At 64.8% G+C, this 17496-nt stretch carries 19 protein-coding genes; 12 read left to right on the top strand and 7 right to left on the bottom strand.

Going from position 1 to position 17496, the window contains the following annotated elements; all coding sequences use genetic code 11:
- Positions 1–12 precede the first annotated feature (12 nt).
- Both F562_RS0113045 and F562_RS0113040 read left to right on the top strand, forming a co-directional pair.
- Positions 13–465, top strand: a complete 453-nt coding sequence (locus tag F562_RS0113045) for a hypothetical protein (RefSeq protein WP_018157412.1) — start codon at positions 13–15, stop codon at positions 463–465.
- Entirely contained in the window at positions 462–812 is a 351-nt protein-coding gene (locus F562_RS0113040; RefSeq protein ID WP_018157411.1) for a PadR family transcriptional regulator, read from the top strand. Before F562_RS0113045 ends, F562_RS0113040 begins: the two co-directional genes overlap by 4 nt.
- A gap of 12 nt (positions 813–824) precedes the next feature.
- Here F562_RS0113040 and F562_RS19150 read toward each other — a convergent pair whose 3' ends face one another.
- From F562_RS19150 to F562_RS0113020, 4 genes are all read right to left on the bottom strand, one after another.
- On the bottom strand, positions 825–2342 hold the full coding sequence (locus F562_RS19150; RefSeq protein WP_018157410.1) for a peptide MFS transporter: 1518 nt from the start codon (positions 2340–2342) through the stop codon (positions 825–827).
- Between the two features lie 107 nt (positions 2343–2449).
- The gene (locus F562_RS0113030) at positions 2450–3175 is read right to left on the bottom strand and encodes a hypothetical protein (RefSeq protein ID WP_018157409.1); all 726 of its coding nucleotides are present in this window, start codon (positions 3173–3175) and stop codon (positions 2450–2452) included.
- A gap of 101 nt (positions 3176–3276) precedes the next feature.
- Positions 3277–5082, bottom strand: coding sequence for an AMP-binding protein (locus F562_RS0113025; RefSeq protein ID WP_040385933.1), 1806 nt, complete (start codon positions 5080–5082; stop codon positions 3277–3279).
- 110 nt (positions 5083–5192) lie between these two features.
- On the bottom strand, positions 5193–5648 hold the full coding sequence (locus F562_RS0113020; RefSeq protein WP_018157407.1) for an OsmC family protein: 456 nt from the start codon (positions 5646–5648) through the stop codon (positions 5193–5195).
- 58 nt (positions 5649–5706) lie between these two features.
- Here F562_RS0113020 and F562_RS0113015 point away from each other — a divergent pair, with 58 nt between their 5' ends.
- From F562_RS0113015 to F562_RS0112990, 6 genes are all read left to right on the top strand, one after another.
- Positions 5707–6081, top strand: coding sequence for a helix-turn-helix domain-containing protein (locus tag F562_RS0113015; RefSeq protein ID WP_018157406.1), 375 nt, complete (start codon positions 5707–5709; stop codon positions 6079–6081).
- The gene (locus F562_RS0113010) at positions 6078–6557 is read left to right on the top strand and encodes an SRPBCC domain-containing protein (protein WP_018157405.1); all 480 of its coding nucleotides are present in this window, start codon (positions 6078–6080) and stop codon (positions 6555–6557) included. The genes F562_RS0113015 and F562_RS0113010 overlap by 4 nt, the downstream gene beginning before the upstream one ends.
- Positions 6558–6621: 64 nt before the next feature.
- Entirely contained in the window at positions 6622–7161 is a 540-nt protein-coding gene (locus F562_RS19145) for a mycothiol transferase (protein ID WP_018157404.1), read from the top strand.
- A 26-nt stretch (positions 7162–7187) separates the two neighbouring features.
- The gene (locus F562_RS0113000; RefSeq protein WP_018157403.1) at positions 7188–7580 is read left to right on the top strand and encodes an MmcQ/YjbR family DNA-binding protein; all 393 of its coding nucleotides are present in this window, start codon (positions 7188–7190) and stop codon (positions 7578–7580) included.
- A gap of 88 nt (positions 7581–7668) precedes the next feature.
- On the top strand, positions 7669–9123 hold the full coding sequence (locus tag F562_RS0112995) for a UDP-N-acetylmuramoyl-L-alanyl-D-glutamate--2,6-diaminopimelate ligase (protein ID WP_018157402.1): 1455 nt from the start codon (positions 7669–7671) through the stop codon (positions 9121–9123).
- A gap of 141 nt (positions 9124–9264) precedes the next feature.
- Positions 9265–10053 carry a type IV toxin-antitoxin system AbiEi family antitoxin domain-containing protein gene (locus F562_RS0112990; RefSeq protein WP_156822650.1) on the top strand — a complete coding sequence of 263 codons (789 nt, stop codon included), beginning with the start codon at positions 9265–9267 and terminating at the stop codon, positions 10051–10053.
- 169 nt (positions 10054–10222) lie between these two features.
- Here the strand turns inward: F562_RS0112990 and F562_RS0112985 are convergent, their stop codons facing one another.
- On the bottom strand, positions 10223–11251 hold the full coding sequence (locus F562_RS0112985) for an enoyl-CoA hydratase/isomerase family protein (RefSeq protein ID WP_018157401.1): 1029 nt from the start codon (positions 11249–11251) through the stop codon (positions 10223–10225).
- Between the two features lie 90 nt (positions 11252–11341).
- Between F562_RS0112985 and F562_RS0112980 the strand changes: the two genes are divergently transcribed.
- From F562_RS0112980 to mptB, 4 genes are read left to right on the top strand one after another with little or no spacing between them, the layout of a single operon-like run.
- The gene (locus F562_RS0112980) at positions 11342–11797 is read left to right on the top strand and encodes an ATP-binding protein (protein ID WP_018157400.1); all 456 of its coding nucleotides are present in this window, start codon (positions 11342–11344) and stop codon (positions 11795–11797) included.
- Between the two features lie 28 nt (positions 11798–11825).
- The gene (locus F562_RS0112975; RefSeq protein WP_026181256.1) at positions 11826–12689 is read left to right on the top strand and encodes a DUF5926 family protein; all 864 of its coding nucleotides are present in this window, start codon (positions 11826–11828) and stop codon (positions 12687–12689) included.
- Between the two features lie 13 nt (positions 12690–12702).
- Positions 12703–13407 (top strand): glycosyltransferase family 2 protein, encoded by a 705-nt coding sequence (locus tag F562_RS0112970; protein ID WP_018157398.1) that lies wholly within the window; start codon positions 12703–12705, stop codon positions 13405–13407.
- Positions 13404–14948 (top strand): polyprenol phosphomannose-dependent alpha 1,6 mannosyltransferase MptB, encoded by a 1545-nt coding sequence (mptB, locus tag F562_RS0112965; protein ID WP_018157397.1) that lies wholly within the window; start codon positions 13404–13406, stop codon positions 14946–14948. Before F562_RS0112970 ends, mptB begins: the two co-directional genes overlap by 4 nt.
- A 65-nt stretch (positions 14949–15013) precedes the next feature.
- Here the strand turns inward: mptB and F562_RS0112960 are convergent, their stop codons facing one another.
- A complete protein-coding gene (locus F562_RS0112960; RefSeq protein WP_040385329.1) occupies positions 15014–16144 on the bottom strand; it encodes a substrate-binding domain-containing protein in 1131 nt (376 codons plus the stop codon).
- Positions 16145–16179: 35 nt separating this feature from the next.
- Positions 16180–17481 (bottom strand): multiple monosaccharide ABC transporter permease, encoded by a 1302-nt coding sequence (gene mmsB / locus F562_RS0112955; RefSeq protein ID WP_018157395.1) that lies wholly within the window; start codon positions 17479–17481, stop codon positions 16180–16182.
- Positions 17482–17496: the final 15 nt, after the last annotated feature.

The following is a 17496-nucleotide window of genomic DNA, read 5'->3' as shown; positions in this document are numbered from 1 at the left end:
GGGGAGAGTTCGATGGAGACTTCGGTTGAGCACAGAATCGGATCAGCAGCGCAGAGCCTGCCGGCGTTCGCGGGCGCGATGGTTGCGGCAAACCTGTTGCTTCAGATCGTGATTGCGGCCAGAGGGAATCAGATTGGCCTCCTTGCGGGAACCCTCACAGCGGTGATCGCCGTGGGCTATGCGGCCTATCTGCTGCATTACGGCGACGCTCTCGGCAAGCTCCGATTCGGCAAGTTTGTCGTCCACGCCATCACCTATGCCTGTGTCAACGTCGGCTTCGGGTTGCACTTCTTCATCCTCGCGGTGATGGATAGCGATGTCGTCGCAGGTGCGGGCGGCAGCGGATTCGTCATGGATGGCGGCTGGTTTGGCGCGGCGGTGGCTATGCCCGCGCTGTGGGGCGTCGGTCTGGTGCTGCATGGCGTGGGGGCGGCCACAAGCCGGGGCTTTGAGGCGTCTCGGTGAGCGGAGTGTCCGAGGACGATGCGGCCGACGAATGGTTAGAGGAGCTGGTCGGCAGTTGGGTCGAGGTCTACAAGAAGTCCGCGACGTCCCTCGTCCTGCTTCGCATCATTGACGCGATCGGACCGGCCCCGGCAGCTGAGATCGGTGCAGAGTTGGCGCGACGCACCGGCTGGGACCTGACCGAGCGCGGCCTCTATCGCACGCTTCGGCGTCTTGCCTCCAGCGGCCTGCTGGCCACTGTCGACGTGCCGGTGCCGCGAACCGGCGCGCAGCGCAAGGATTTCACCGTGACCGACTTCGGTCACCGCTATTTGGCGCAGATTGAGGCTGTGGCGCGGCTGGCCTGAGTCCGGTCGCGATCAGCTCGCGTGCTCGGCGTCGTACTGCTCCTTGGTCTCGGGTTCGGCGTCGGCAATCTGTCGGTGTGCCCAGGGAGATAGCGCTGCGAGGATGACACCGAAGGCGACTGCGATCGTGCCGAGGATCAGATAGAACTGCGCGTCGGGCATGTCTTCGGTGAGCCGAATCGCTTGCGCAGCAATGGATTGCCCGGTGGCCGAAGAGAGAAACCACAGGGCCATGGCCTGTGAGGCGAACGCGGTCGGCGCCAGCACGGTCGTCGCCGACAGGCCCACCGGGGAGATGTTCAGCTCAGCGATGGTCTGGATGACGAACACGCTGCCGAGCAAGATCACCGGCGCAGTCGGGCCGTCGTACGCCATGGCCCCCAAGCCGAGGACCAGGAAAGATAGGCCAGCGATCGCAACACCGATCGCGAACTTCATTGGCGTGCTGGGGAATCGACCAGATCGCCTCAGCCACAGGAGGCCGAAGAGCGGGGCCAGGAGAGTGATCGTGATGGGGTTGATCGACTGGAACCACTCTTCTTTAAAAGTGATGAAGCCCAGGGAGTCCAGGTTCGTACGGTTGGCGGCAAAGCTGGCCATCTTGACCGCGGCCTGCTCGAAGATCATCCAGAAGAGCACCGCGGCGATCCACATGGGGATGTAGGCCCGCAACCGTCGCCGTTCGTCCGCAGTCACGCGCGGGCTACGGAACATGACGACGAAATAGGCGATTGACGCACCGACCGAGAGGATCGCGACCGAGTCGATGACGGCACCGATCCAGGAGTCCCGCCAGAGGCGAGCGAGCAGGATGACGGCGACGACAGTGCCTACGGCCGCTGCCGACATCACGGGCACGACGCGGGTGCGGTCGTCCTGTGGGAGTGGGTTGGGTGCGTGCGTGCTCTCTGGCGCGAGGCTGCCCTTGCCGAGGACGTACATCACCAGGGCGAGACCCATACCGAAGGCGGCCGCCGCGAATCCGGCGTGATAGCCCCAATGGTCGCGCAGGAAGGCGACGACGAACGGTGCGAAGAAGGCCCCGATGTTGATCGAGACGTAGAAGATGGTGAAGCCGCTGTCGCGCCGTGGGTCACGATCTTCGTAGAGGTGACCGACCATGGTCGAGACGTTTGGCTTGAGCAAGCCGGTGCCAAAGGCAACCAGCGCAATTCCCAACCAGGAGAACGCTGCTGCCGGGACTGCCAGCGACAGATGGCCGGCCATGATGACAACGCCGCCATAGAGCACGCTGCGCTGTGCACCGATCAGCCGGTCGGCGAGCCAGCCGCCGACGATCGAGAGCAGATAGACCGAGGCGCCGTACGTCGCCACGACGGCTTCGCCGATCGAATCCTCAAGTCCGAGGCCGTGATTGGCGACAGTGTCGACCAGGTAATACAGCAGGATCGCGCGCATTCCGTAATAGGAGAAGCGCTCCCACATCTCGATGTTGAACAGCGTCGAGAGGCCACGTGGATGGCCCAAGAACGTCTTGTCAGAACCGGTGGACGATGTAGCGGTCGACATTCGCATCTGCCTTTCTCGCCAGTTCCCTCATGGAAACTGCCGAGCCACCATAAGACGCAGTACGGGGGCGGACGCCAATCGGCGACCGCCCCCGCAGAGGTCTTGCGTCAGTCAGTCGGGCCGCCAGTCTCCGAGCGCATGGTCAGGACCTCGTCCCCGTTTCCAGACCACGTGCGCAGAATCGGGTCGGCAATCTGCTGGCGAAGCTCGTCATAGGTTGGGTCGTCGGTGCCCCATAGAGACCGCGTGACCAGTTCGCCGTCCTCGACCGAGTAACTGATCTCCGCACCATCAAGGTGCGGCGGGAGGCCAAAGTGCGAGGCGGGCCAAAGCTGTTCGCCGCTACCAAGGAGCGGGCCCCAAGCGTCGGTGGCCTTGTTGTAGCCGACCGCGACCGCATTGACCGCGCCCACGGAGTCAAAGCGGCCCTGCACGATGAAGACTGGATAGGTCACACCATCGACGAACACCCCTTCAGTTCCAAGGTCGCAGGTGTCGATAGAGGTTGGCAGCGGTACGGGCGCGCGTCCCGGAGTGATCGTCCATGTGGAGCCGTCCCGCTCCCAGAACGTCGCCTGGTTGTCCTGATCGATCACCATGCCGAAGTACATCGACTGTCCGGAGAATCCTTTGCCAGCAACGACGGTGACGTGCTCCTCACCGGTCTTCTTCTGGAGTGCCTTGGTGGCCTTCTCCAGGGAAGTCGCTGTGCTGGATGATGCGCTTGGGACGGGTGCCGGGCCGCCGTGGCACGCGCTGGATGACGTTGCCGTCACGGTCATGCCCCCGGCAAGAGCCGCGGTCGTAGCCAGGATCGCGATGGTGCGTCGCATGTGATTTCCCCTTATCTGATCGCCCGCCACCCCCTGCGGCGGGCTTCATACGTGGAGGACGTCACACCAACCCGTGAGGTTGTCATCAGAAGAAGAAAGATCTACTCACGCAAGCCGAACTCGTCGTCGCGCCACTCGCGTCCGTCGCCGATGACCCCATCGGGACGCGGCTGGTCGGAGGGGTGGGACGCCTCCCGCTGGCGCAGTTCGACCCGGCGAATCTTGCCGCTGATCGTCTTGGGCAACTCGTAGAACTCGATTCGCCGTACGCGTTGCCACGGCGCCAGGCGCTCGCGGGCATGGCGCAGGATTTTCTCTGCCGTCTCGCCGGTGGGTTCATGGCCCGCCGCGAGCGCGACGTACGCCTTCGGCACCGACAGGCGCACCGAATCCGGCGCCGGGACGATCGCGGCCTCGGCGACGGCTGGATGCTCGATCAGCACCGACTCCAGCTCGAACGGGCTGATCTTGTAATCACTGGCCTTGAACACGTCATCCGTGCGTCCGACATAGGTGATGTAGCCGTCGGTGTCGCGGGTCGCCACGTCACCTGTGTGATAAAAACCGCCCGCCATGGCAACGGCATTGCGCTCTGGGTCGCCTTGGTAGCCGGTCATGAGCGTGAGCGGTTTGGCGGCCAGGTCCAGGCAGAGCTCGCCTTCGGCGACTCCCTGCTCGTCGGGCTCGGCAGGCGTGCCGGTCAGTGGGTCGACCAGCACCACCGGTACGCCCGGCAGCGGTTGCCCCATCGACCCGGGCTTGAGTTCGGCCTCTGGGACGTTGCCGACCGACGCCGTGGTCTCGGTTTGCCCGTAGCCGTCGCGCAGTGCGAGTCCCCAGGCGGCGCGTACCTGCTCGATGATCTCTGGATTGAGTGGCTCGCCCGCGCCGATAACCTCACGCAGGCTGGCGGGCTTGTGGCCCATGTCGGACTTGATCAGCATCCGCCACACCGTGGGTGGCGCGCACAGACTGGTGACCTCGTGCCGGGCGAGCGTTTCCAGCAGCGCGGCGGGCTCGAACCGTTCGAAGTTGTAGATGAAGATCGTGGACTGGGCGATCCACGGAGCGAAGAAACACGACCAGGCGTGCTTGGCCCACCCTGGACTCGAGATATTGAGGTGCACGTCGCCCGGCTGCAGGCCTAGCCAATACATCGTGGTCAGATGCCCGACCGGATAGGACACGTGGGTGTGCTCGACCAGCTTGGGCTTGGACGTCGTGCCGGAGGTGAAATAGAGCAACATCCGGTCAGTGCTGGCGTTGCCCGGGTGTTGCGCGGGCGTGGGGTTGAGGTTGTAGGCGTCGCGCAGGCTGACCCACCCTGCGCTGGTCGAGCTCTCGTCGCCCTCGCCCTCGCCCTCGCCGGTCGAGCTTGTCGAGACCTCGCCGGTCGAGCCTGTCGAGACCCGCACGTATTCCCCTGGCACCGCGTCGAACTTGTGCGTCTCGCTCGCATTCGTGACGACCGCTTTGGCCCGGCCGCGCTCCATCCGGTCAACGAGGTCGGCCGGCCCGACCGCGGTGGTCGTCGGCATGATGACAGCGCCGAGCTTGATGATGGCGAGCATCGTTTCCCAGAGCTCGACTTGGTTGCCGAGCATGACGATGACGGCGTCGTCGCGACGAACGCCGTGCTTGCTCAACAACTGGGCGACTTGGTCCGAGCGGCGGGCCATCTCGTCATACGTCACGGTGAGGGTGGCGCCGTCAGCCTCGACGATCGTCAAGCAGGGGGCGTCGTTACCGCGGGCATTCGCGTCGAACCAGTCGATCGCGAAGTTGAACGAGTCGCCGACGTCTGGCCACTGGAACTCTGACGCTGCCCGGGCGGGCTGGCCGCGCCAGTCGAGCAGCTGGTCTCGGGCAGCGCGGTAGGCCTCGGTCGAGTCAGGCGTCGCAGTCATGGTTCTCACGGTAGCCACGCCGACCATTTGCGGGGGCAGTTCGACGAAGGTCGCTGACGGTGTTCCCGACATTGCGGGAAACTGGACGCAAGGCTCATCGAACTGCCACCTCAAATGCCGGAATCCCCGGCAACAGTCACCTCAGTCGTTACCGAGTTGGCGATGAAGCACTGCTCGTGGGCGAGGTGGTGGACCTTCTCGATCTGCTCCGGGTCCGGTTCCGGGCCTCCCCACGTGATCGTCGGATGCAGGATCACCCGGGTCACCGCGAGGCGACCGGCGGCGTTCTTCTCCATGACGCCGACGGCGCGGTCGTCGTATGACTCCACCACGAGTCGCTTGCGCGCGGCGATCGCAAGGAAGGTCAGCATGTGGCACGAGGAGAGCGCGGCAACGAACGCCTCTTCAGGGTCGACCGGCCCGGGACTGCCCAAGAAGGCGGGGTTGGCCGACGCCGGCACGGTGACACCCCCATCGAAGCTCCAGGTGTGATCGCGGTCGTAGGTGTCATACGTGAACTCGCGGCCGTCCCGGCTCCAGCTGATCTGGGCGATGTGCTCCGACATGACGAGGAGCGTACGGGGCCGTTGACAGGTGACCAAATGGTCACCTATTGTTTAAGTCATGCAGGAAGACCTCGTGTTCAAGGCCATGGCGGACCCGATCCGTCGGCTGATTCTGGACGCGTTGTTTGAACAGGACGGGCGTTCCCTCGGCGACATCGAGCGCGCCGTGAACGCGCAGGTCGAGATGACCCGGTTCGGGGTGGCCAAGCACCTGAAGGTGCTGGAACAGGCCGATCTCGTCATCTCTCGGAAAGACGGGCGGACCAAGGTCCACCACCTCAATCCAGTGCCGATCCAGCAGATCCATGAGCGCTGGATCGGCAAGTACGCCGAACGTGCGGGCGTCGCGTCCGCCTTGCTCGGCATGAAACGACGGCTCGAAGAGTCCGAGGCATCCGGCCCGGACCAGTCCACGGAGGATGAAAAGTCATGAGTGACAGCCAGATCCAGGTCTACAGCATCTATATCAACGCACCCGCAAAGAAGGTGTGGGATGCGATCACGACCTCGGAATACACGACCCAGTGGGGCTACGGCGGCGAGACCGAGTACGACCTGACTCCAGGCGGGGACTACCGGAACCTGACCACGGACGAGATGAAGCAGATGGGCATGGGCGACGTCGCGGTGAGCGGGACGGTCGTCGAGGTCGAGGAGCCGACCAGGCTTGTGCTCGACTGGTCGCCTGCGTGGCACCCGGAATCGAATCCGACTCGCCTGACCTGGGAACTCACCGAATTCCCGTCCGGCCTGACGCGTGTCGTGCTGACCCACGATCTGACGGCCGCTCCGGAGTATGCCGCCGAAGTCGCCGGCGGCGGAGAGCCCGCTCAGGGAGGCGGTGGTTGGCCATGGTGCCTGTCCGGGCTCAAGACTCTCTTGGAAACCGGGAAGTCGATGGGCGCTTGAGGACCGATGCTGTCCTCTTGGGTGGAGATGCTGCGTTCAGCACCCCACCCAGGAGGACAGCATTATGTTGACCGAGCCCACGATCCGTACCGAACGCGAAGAGATTCTCGCCTACATCACCGAGCAAACTCAGGCACTGCGGGCGGCCGCCTCAGGCCTCACCGAAGACCAGGCTCGCGAGACGCCGACCGCAAGCGCCCTGTCGATCGGCGGGCTGCTCAAGCACGTCACCTTCGTCTTCTCGGGCCCCGCGCAGCGGGCGGCGAATCCGACCGGAGCGATGACACAAGAGGAATACGAGCGGCTGCTTCCCATGTTTGAGAACGGCTTTCGGTTGCTTGAGTCCGAGTCGTTCGCGGCGACACTGGAGGCGTACGACGCTGCGGCCGAGCGCTATCTCTCTGCCATCGCGCAGATGGACCCTGACGAGGAAGTGCTGGAGCCTGCCGCGCCGTGGTTTGGACGAATGGAGGCGGTGCCGATCCGGGCCCGCTTTTATCTGCTCCACCAGATTGAAGAGCTCGCCCGGCACGCGGGGCATGCGGACATCATCCGCGAGCAACTAGACGGCAAGACGACGTTTGAGTTGATGGGTGTCGCGTAGGCGCGGCAATGTCTACCGTGATGGCTATGAGTCACCCCTCTCGCTTTGACCCGGATGATCCGCTGCTGGCTCGGGTGCGACAGCTCGCGCTCGCGTTCCCGGGGGCTGCCGAGAAGGTCAGTCACGGGCATCCGAACTTTTTCACCACCAAGGTGTTCGCCTATTACGGCTTTCGCGCCAAGAGCGATCACAGCAATCCCGACACGTTCCAGACGGTGGCCATCAAGCCCGATCCGGAGGAGCGGCTAGCGCTGCTTGAGGAAGGCTGGTTCGCGCCGAGCTATATCGGCCCCTCGGGCTGGGTCGCATGCGACCTGAAGACCGACCCAGATTGGGAACTCATCGCTGAACTGCTCGACATGTCCTATCGCAACACCGCGCCGAAGCGCCTGATCGCGCAACTCGATGCCAGTGTCTAAACAAATCTAAGACTCACCATAGATATTGAGATACGCCAACATCGAGTAACTGCTTCGACGGTAGCGAGGCGGTTGTTAGAGTCGGCCGGTGCAGATCGAGCGTGAACAACTGTCCAAGATTCTCGGCGTCGACGTCCCGGAGTCAGTCCGCTCGGTCGGGGCGGTCACCCACGATTCCCGCGCCGTCGAGCCGGGCGGAGCGTTCGTGGCGATCCCCGGGTTCACCGTCGATGGCACTACTTTCGTTCCACAGGCGATGCAGCGTGGTGCCGCGCTGGTTGTGGCCGAACAGGATGTCTCGAACGCTCCGACCGTGGTCGTTCCCGATGCGCGTGCTGCGCTGGCGGACCTGGCGACCGCGATCGCTGGACACCCTTCGCGCGACCTGGTCGTTTACGGCATCACCGGAACAAATGGCAAGACCACGAGTTCGTACGTCCTCCATGCGATCCTCACTGCTGCCTACGGCGCCGAACGCACCGGTGTGATGACTACTGCCGAGATCGTGGTCGGACACGACCGCGAGGTGGCCGTACGCACCACGGGCGAGGCGCCAGTCGTCCAGGGCAATCTCAATCGGATGCGCGATGCCGGAGTCACTCATGTGGTGTTGGAGACGTCCTCGCACGGAATCCACCTGCACCGGGTGCGCGGAACCCATTATGCCGCAGCGTTATTCACCAACCTCACGCGTGACCATATTGACCTGCACGGGTCCATGGAGGACTACTACCTGACCAAGCGCCAGTTGTTCGAATGGTGTGACGGTCCCAAACTGAGCAACGTCGATGACGAGTACGGCGCGCGACTGGCCCAGGAGGTTCCCGGGACGCTGACGTTTGGTCGCGCCGAAGACGCCGACTACCGCATCGCTGACGTGCGCGTGGTGGGGGCGGGCACCGAATTCGTCCTGAATTCTCCGCATGGCGAACTGAGGCTGAAGACCCCACTGCTGGGGGATTACAACGTGCACAACGTCGCCGGCGCGGCCGCGATCGCGCTGGAGACCGGCATGGACGCCCACGTCTTGGAGCGAGCCGTCACCGAAATGGCCCAAGTGCCAGGGCGATTCGAGCGGGTGCCCGAGGCTCGGGGGCGTGGCTTTGAGGTGGTCGTTGACTATGCGCACACCGATGTTGGTCTGGAATTGGTCCTGCAGGTAGCCCGCGAGGTGCTTCAGGCGCAAGGCGGTACGGGCCGACTGATCTGTGTCTATGGCGCTGCCGGTGATCGGGACCCGGCGAAGCGGCCGTTGATGGGACAGGTGGCCTCGCGGCTCTCTGACCTCAACATCATCACCACTGACGACGCCTACACCGAAGATCCTCAGCAGATCGCCGATCAGGTGATGGCAGGTGCCGATGCCCGTGACACCACGGTGGTGCTCGATCGGCGCGCGGCGATCCGGCAGGCGCTGGAGGTTGCGCGTCCCGGGGATGTTGTCGTGGTCGCAGGCAAGGGCCATGAGCACGTACAGCACCTGCCGACTGGCGACGTCGACTTCCACGATGCCACCGTCGTCACCGAACTCCTGGCCGAGTGACTGGCGGGTTGTTCACAACCTTGCGTGATGCTTCACGCCTAAGTGTGAATAACCCACCACATAGTCCGCACATAGTCATCTTGTCCACAGACGCGGGTGCCGAGGGTGCGCACGGGTCGCCCGGCGCTTCAGTCTCGTGTCATGACACGGCGCGCACGCCCCATCTCCAGCCGGCTTCGCACCCGAGCACTCGCTCGCGGTGGGGTGTTCAGTCGCCGCGATGCGATCGATCTGGGTCATCACGACATGGACCTCCATCTGTGGGTACGCACCGGCCAGGTCCTGCAGGCCACCCGCGGTGGCTACTACCTCACGCCGAACGACGGCGTCGGATGGTCAGACCTGACGTCGCCTCAGCAGCAACTTGAGCATGAACGCAGGAGAGCGCTCGCGGTACTACACGTCGTGCCGGAGTGTTTCGCGGCGAGCCATGACACCGCGCTGCGCTTGCACGGGTTGCCGACCGTTTCGACCCCGACGGCGTGCGCGGATGTCCACCTCATGGCGACCGCCGCGACGCCGACCCGGCCACGGCGCCCCGGCGTGAAGACACACCGGATGCCGGCTGGAACTCGGACCGTCCTGCGGCCTGCTCGAGCGGTCTCGGTCGCGGATGCCATCGCGCAGGCCGGCTGCCAGGGAGGCCTCATCGGGGCACTGATCCCGGCGGACGCGGCCGTGGCTCGAGGGGACCTCGAGAGGGCAGAGCTCGACGAGGCGATCGCCCGCGCTGCCGGATTGCCTGGGTCGACCGGCCTGGCCGAGGTGGTCGGGCTCGTGGATGGACGAAGCGAATCGGCCGGGTCGACCTTCTGGTCGACGGTACGCGGGCAGTGCTGGAGTTCGATGGTCTCGACAAGTATCGCGGTCCAGAGGAGTTGCATCGGGAGAAGATCCGCGAGCAGCGACTGCACCGGGCCGGGTACGTAGTCGTCCGGGTTACGTGGGCGGATTTCAGGGACATCCCGGCCCTAGTCCGCCGAATTCGGGCGGCAATCCTCCGAGACTGCCCATGACGCAGTCGGTCGGTGCCTTGTTTACAGGGTGGCAGGCTGCACCGCGCCATCCGGTAAACAACCCGCCGACGGGCGGACCCGTCTCAGCCAAACGCGGCGATGACCTCATCGCGTGTCACATCTTCGAGCCGGGCGTGCTTCCACTTCGGTGAACGATCCTTGTCAACCAGTTGAGCGCGTACGCCCTCGGCGAAGTCACCCTTCGTCACCAGGTGGTCGGCAATCTGCAGATCCTGGTCAAGAACCTCCTGGACGGTCTCCATCGTCGCTGCGCGGCGCAACCCCTCAAGGGTCACCGCCACGGATAGGGGAGAACGCTGTCGCAGGATCTCGCCCGCTCCGCGCGCCTGCTCGTTCGGATGGTTTTCAAGACGCCGCACAATGGCCGCCGCGTCGTCCCCGGCATAGCACTCATCGATCCACGACCGTTGGTCGCTGAGCTCGCTGGATGGCGCCGTATCGCCTACCGGCGGCAACGGGCCACCGTCGGCGAGCGCGTTGAGCAACTCGGGCCACTGGCCGCTGTCGATCTGCCTGTCCGCGAGTCCGGTCGCGATCGCGTCGCCGCCTCGCACGGTGGCGCCGGTCAAGGCCAGGTGCGTGCCGAGCTCGCCCGGCGCGCGACTCAACAGATACATCGCGCCGACGTCAGGGAAAAAGCCGATGATCGTTTCGGGCATCGCCACCTTGGACCGCTCGGTCACCAGTCGCTGTCGGGCAAAGGCGGCCACTCCGACGCCGCCGCCCATGACAATGCCGTCCATGAACGCGACGACCGGCTTCGGATAACTCGCCAGGCGACTATTCATGGCGTACTCCGCCGCAAAGAACGCCATGTGGTCGGTCCCGGCGAGAGCCTCGCGCCGGGCTGCGACGACGTCGCCGCCAGCGCACAGCCCCCGCTCTCCGGCGCCCTCGATCGTCACCGTTTGAACGCTCGTGTCGTCCGCCCAGGTATTGAGCAGGGCAGAGATCGCCTCGATCATCGGCAGGGTGAGCGCGTTGATCGCGCGCGGTCGGTTGAGGATGATCCGCGCGACCGCGCCGGTGCGCACGTGCAGAACCTCCTCGGTGCCGGGAGCGGGTTGTGGGTCCTGTGCGATGGAGTCCATGCCCAAACCATAGGCAGGGGGCATCGGTCCGTGCCGCGTACCCGTGGGGGTTGGCCAGCCGGCCTTGCGGGCGTGTGGGATTCTCTGCACGTGAACGATGACGACGCCAACGACGAGACTGCCCAGTCCAAGCGCGGATCCCGCTCACGTGTGCGTACGGTGCGCCTGCCATGGAGCCTTGAGGCCGTCACGCAGATCCGCCACGACATCGTTGAAGACCTTCAGGGTGCGGTCGCCGAGGACACGGTGCACGAGGCCGAGACCGTGGTCAGCGAGTTGGTCGCCAACTCCGTTCGCCATGCCAAGGCGCTGCCAGATGGCAGCATCCGGGTGCACTGGAAGGTGCGAGCGCCGCGGGTTGAACTCGAGGTCACCGATGGCGGTGGGCCTGAGATCCCCATGCCGCGACCGCAGGCCGAGTGGGCCCCCGCTGGTCGTGGCCTTCGCATCGTGCGCAGCCTGGCGCATGAGTGGGGCGTGGCCGACGAGAAGGTGGGACGTACCGTCTGGGTTTCACTCGGCGGGCCGTCCCGCCGCCGTCCCTAGCAGGCCACGCCGACTAGGCTGGCGAACCATGGGAAAAGCTAGCCGCCGGAAAAAGGCGCCGAAGGACCCGAGCGCGATGCCACCGCCGTACGCGCGCCGCCCGTTTGAGGGACTCCCCGGGGAGACCGAGTGGGTCGCGATGCGGGAGATCGTGCCCGCCGCAACGGCACGCGTGAGCTATCAGATCGACGGCCTCAAGGGTGAGGCGACGATCGCCACCGTGCTCCCACTCGCCTGGCCCGCGATGCACCGCGACAACGGCGACCTATTCGTAGCACTGCAGGCCGGTGGCACCAGTGGGGACGTGAGTCGAGACATCGCGGTGGCGCTGGTCGCGGCAGCCTCGACTGAGCCGGGCCAGCCGCTGGAACGGACTCCGGCCGCCACCGCCTCCAGTCCACGACTCCAAGACCTGCTCGACACCGATACCCCGCTGAAGGCGGACGTCCACGACGGTTTCGACTTCTGGGTCGGGGAGGCCGAGCTCGACGCCAACAGTGCGGAGTCGCTCTCCCGCGCCAACGAAGCAGCTGCCCCGACGGTTCGGCTCGATCATGGCGGTTCAGCCTTCTGGTGCCAGATCGGCGACCGGTGCTATGTGCGCTGGGTGCTTCCGCAGGATGACGACGCCGCAACCAATGCGCTCGCGAGGTTGTCCGCCGCCGGTCGCGGTGGCCTTGGCGACGGCCGACTGCTCGGAGCGTTCCGAGCGTGTGGCCTGCTTGTGCCGGTATGGGAAGTCGACGCGCAGGCCGAGGCAGCCGCGTGGAATGACCCAATGGCCGACCTTGTGTCGAGATTCGATGACGCATTCGCCGAGGACACCCCGCTCACCGCGCAGGAGCGAAGCGCGCGCAACGGATTCGTGAGCCGGCAGATCACCCTGCGATAGGGCTGGGAACGCCATGGGGGAGTGCGCCGCGGTCATACCGGCCAAGGATGAAGGCGAGCGGATCGGTCGTACGGTCCGCGCTGTCGCCTCGTTGCCGACGGTCGGCGCGGTGATCGTGGTCGATGATGGGTCCAGTGACGACACTGCGCAGTTGGCCCGAGAGGCCGGTGCAGACGTGGTCGTCCACGCCAGCAACCGAGGCAAAGCGGCCGCCATGATGACCGGTGCCGAGCATGCTTGGGCGGCCGGGCATACCGATGCCCCCGTGCTGTTCGTCGATGCTGACCTGGAGGACTCCGCCGTAGAATTGGGAGTGCTGATCGATCCGGTGCTGTCGCGACAGGCCGATCTCACCATTGCGGTGTTGCCCCCTCAGACCTCCGCCGGTGGGGGCCGAGGTTTCGTCGTACGACTGTCCCGCAAGGGAATTCGCGCGCTCACCGGATACGAGGCCCAGCAACCACTCTCGGGGATGAGGTGTATGACGCGGGCGGCCTACGCCGCTGCGCAGCCTTTCGCCCGTGGCTGGGGCGTTGAGACGGCGATGACGATTGATGTGCTGCGCGCTGGCCTAGTGGTGCGCGAGGTGCCATGTCAGTTGCACCATCGCGTCACGGGTGCGGACTGGCGAGGGCAGATGCATCGGGCCGCGCAGTACCGCGATGTCGCGCTAGCCCTGGCTGTGCGGCGACTTCGGCACCGGAGGGTTGAACGGTGAAAGCCCTTGCGCCCGCTCGTATCCCGCTACTGCTGGTGTCTTTTGGCCTGTTGCTGCTCGTCGGCGCGGCCAAGGCAAATGCGGCAAAGCCGCCGCTGGGCACCACCACCTGGCTGCCAGAGATGGGGTATTACCCCAGCGCCCGTGCGGTCACCATCTTGCTGTTCGGTGCCTACATCGCCGGTGCGCTCGCCGTACTCGCCGGGCTGGCACGTCCATTGATCGCCCGACGAGCAACCGCATGGGTGCTGTTGCTCGGTGCGCTGGTCCTCCTCACGTCGCCGATCGGCAGTGGCGACCACACCAACTACGCGGCATATGGGCGGATCGCTATTCAAGGCGGTGACCCTTACAGCGCATCCCCCGAGGACTGGCGGGGCGGGCTCGATCCGATCACGGCCTCGGTGCAGCCGCCATGGCGCGATACGCCGAGCATCTACGGCCCGTTTGCGACCGCCCTGATGGCAGTGTCCTCGTGGATCGGCGGGGACAACCTGCGTCTGACGGTGGGCATCTGGCAGGTCTTCATCGTCGGCGCATGGCTAGCGATGCGGTGGTTGCTCTTTCGGCTGTGCGACGGTGAGCGGGCTCAGGGGCGCGTTGATGTGCTGTGGACCTTCAACCCGCTCGTCTTCGGACCCTTGGTCCTGGGTGCCCATGTCGATCTGATCGCTGCGGCGCTGGCCGTGGCAGCGTTGGTTGCCTTGCCGCGAAGTCCATTAGTCGCAGGCATGTTCGTAGGGGCTGCCGCGAGCACCAAGGTGACTTATGCGGTCGTGGCCCTGGGCATCGTGTGGGCCTGGCGCGCGGCGGTGTTGCGTCATCCCGCCTGGCGCGTCGACTCGGCGCGAGGGCGACTGCGGCAACTGGTCGACCCGTGGCGTACCTCAGGCACACGCGAGCGAGTGCGTGACCTCGTGATCGGAGCGTTGGCGGTCGTGGTGCCTTGCTATCTCGTCGCTGGGCCGCATGTCTTGAAGCAGCTTGGAGCCGCCGGGGGATCGTTCTCGTTCGCCACACCTGCTGCGCCGCTGTGGATTGCCCTGCGCCATGTGCTGCCCGAATGGGCTGTCGGTGCAGTGGTATTCGTGTTGGCTGCCTCGGCCATGATCGGGCTGGCGTGGCTGCTGCATCGGGTCGCCTATCGAGTTCGCCTCGGGCGGCGCATCCCGGACGCGATCACTCGCCAAGCTGTCGTCACGACCTGGGCGCTCTCCACGGCGTATGTCTTCTGTGCGCCCTACGCGCTGCCGTGGTACGACGCACTGGTCTGGGCGCTTTTGCCAATCTTGCTCGAAATGGCTTGGGACGCAGCGCTCGTCGGGCGAGCGCTCTTCATGGTGTTGGCCTACGTGCCGGGTCGTGTACTCGGGCTAAGCCCCGGAGTCGAGGCGTTCACGCTGAACTTCCGGATCAACATCGCGCCGTGGTTCACCACGCTCTTCCTGGTCCTGCTGGTGTGGCTGTGCTGGCGTGAACTACACCGGCAAAACCTGCCACCGATTCCACCGCGCAAGCCACCGCTGCAACACCAGACCTAAGGTCACCATGCAAACGTCCCGTCGGCCATCGGCCGACGGGACGTTTGGATGAGGAGATCTTTGACTTAGCTGCCCGCCGCGACAATCTTCGACAGCGTCGGGTCGTTGGCGTATGCCTCTTTGGCGTTGTCCTTGGTCACGATGACCGGGGTCAGCAGGTTGGCCGGAACGACCTTGACCTTGTTGTTGTAGCTCTCGGTGTCATTGACCTTCGGCTTCTTGCCTGCCTGCAGGTCCTTGACCATCGCAATGGTCTGCTTGACCAGGTTGCGGGTGTCCTTGTTGATGGTGGAGTACTGGCCGCCGGCCACAATCGACTTCACCGACTCCTTCTCTGAGTCCTGGCCAGTGACAACGGGATTCGGCTTCTTTGCGGACTTCGCCGAGGTCATCACGGCCCGCGCCAGGGTGTCGTTGGGCGACAGCACACCATCGAGAGACTTCGAACCGTAGGTTCCGGGGATGATCGCGTCGAAACGCTTCTGCACGTTTTCCGGCTTCCAGCCCTGTGTCACAGCCTGCTGGAAGGACTTCTGACCCGAGCCCACCTTCAGCGTGCCGTCTTTGATCTTGGGCTGCAGCACCGACATGGCACCGTCCCAGAAGACCTTCGCGTTGGCGTCATCGGGCGAGCCCGCGACGAGCTCGATGTTGTAACTGTTTTTCTTCCCCTTCTTTTCCATGCCCTCCAGCAGAGCCTTGCCCTGGAGTTCGCCAACCTTGAAGTTGTCGTAGGCCACGTAGTAGTCGACGTTGGGGGTGTTCAGCAGGAGGCGGTCGTACGCGATGACCGTGGCGCCCGCGTCTTTAGCCTGCTTGAGCTGGGTGCCCAACTGTGCTCCGTCGACTGCGCCGACGACGATCACTTTGGCGCCGTTGGTGATCATGCTGCTGATCTGGTTCTGCTGCTCGCTGACGCCGGCGTTGGCGAACTGCACGTTGGGCTTGAAGCCAGCGCTCTTGAGGTCCGCCTTGAACAGGTTTTCGGCTAGGACCCAGTTCTCGCTGGTCTTCTGAGGTAGCGAGACGCCAATGGTGGCGTCCTTTGCGAAGCCGCTGGATGCTGCTTTGTCGCTGCCCTTGTCTGCTGAGGAGTCGCTGCCGCCACCGGAATCGCGGCCGCCGCAGGAGCTTAGGGTGAGCGCCAGAACGGCGGCCCCGGCCACCGCCACCCGGAAGTGTGGGTTGTGTGTCATTGGATGGTTCCTTCCATGTTGTGCTGGCCGGTGGCCTAGCTCGGGTGTGCTGGGGCTTCTTGACGGGAGCGCCCAGACTTCATGAGGGAGCCGATGATCGAAAAGTTGCCCTGGTTCTTGTTCCATACGTCGATGCCCACCGCGGCCAAGAGGACGAGGCCCTTGATGATCGAGGTGACGTCGGCCCCGATGCCTTCGAGTTGAAGACCGTTATTGAGGGTGGCCATGACCAGGCCACCGATGATGCTCCCGGGAACGGTGCCGACTCCACCACTGACTGCGGCACCGCCAATGAAGACGGCTGCAATAGCGTCGAGTTCCCACATATCTCCGTCGGCCGGACCGGACGCAGTCGACCGGCCGATGAACAGAATGGCGGCGATCGCAGCGAGGAAGCCCATGTTGGTCATGACCAGCAGGTTGACCTGCTTGCTCTTCACCCCAGACAGTTCAGCGGCTTGCTTGTTGCCGCCGACGGCGTAGACGTGCCGGCCGAGGACGGTCCGTGAGGTGATGAAGGTGTAGACGATGACCAGGACCAAGAGCACCAGACCGGGAATCGGGAACGAGGTGCCTTCGGGGCCGGTCGCGAACTGGTAGGTCAGCGCGAGGATCGCACCGCTCAGGACCACCATCTTGACGATGGTGACCCAGAGCGGGTCGATCGTGGAGCCCAGCCGGATGGCCGTCAGGCGGGCTCGCCAGATACCACCGGCGACGACGAGGCAGCCAAGGATCCCCAGGAGCAGCGTCAGGTTGTTGTACCCGGTGTTCGGTCCAATTTCGGGGAGGTATCCACCGCCGAGGTACTGGATCTGCTCGGGCACGGGGACCGATTGGGAGTTACCGACCAACTGGTTGGCACCGCGGAAGATGAGCATTCCCGCCAAGGTCACGATGAACGCGGGAACACCGATGTATGCCACCCAGACGCCCTGCCAGAGACCGACCAGGAGACCCACGCCCAGCCCCAACAGGACCGACAACCACCAGGGCCATCCCCATTCGGTGACGGACTTGGCCACCAGAATGGCCACGAAGGCTGCGACGGAGCCGACCGAGAGGTCGATGTGCCCGGCGATGATGACCATGACCATGCCGATGGCGAGGACCAGGATGTAGGCGTTGCCGTTGAGGAGCGCCATGAGGTTATCGGAGGTCAACAGCGTGCCCCCGGTCGAGACCTGGAAGACCACCACGATGAGGAGCAGGGCACCCACCATGCCGAACTGGCGGAGGTTTCCACCGAAGAGCTGGTTCAAGGCGTTACCGCCACGTACCTCGGCCTCGGGTTCGAGGTGCGAAGCGGCGACCGGAGGATCGGCAGGAGCGTTCATGGCGTCGGGATTCCT

Source organism: Demetria terragena DSM 11295, assembly GCF_000376825.1.
In the GTDB taxonomy this organism is placed as follows: Bacteria; Actinomycetota; Actinomycetes; order Actinomycetales; family Dermatophilaceae; genus Demetria; species Demetria terragena.
Note: the sequence above shows the minus strand (reverse complement) of the source record. Positions and strands in the feature narration are given on the sequence as shown.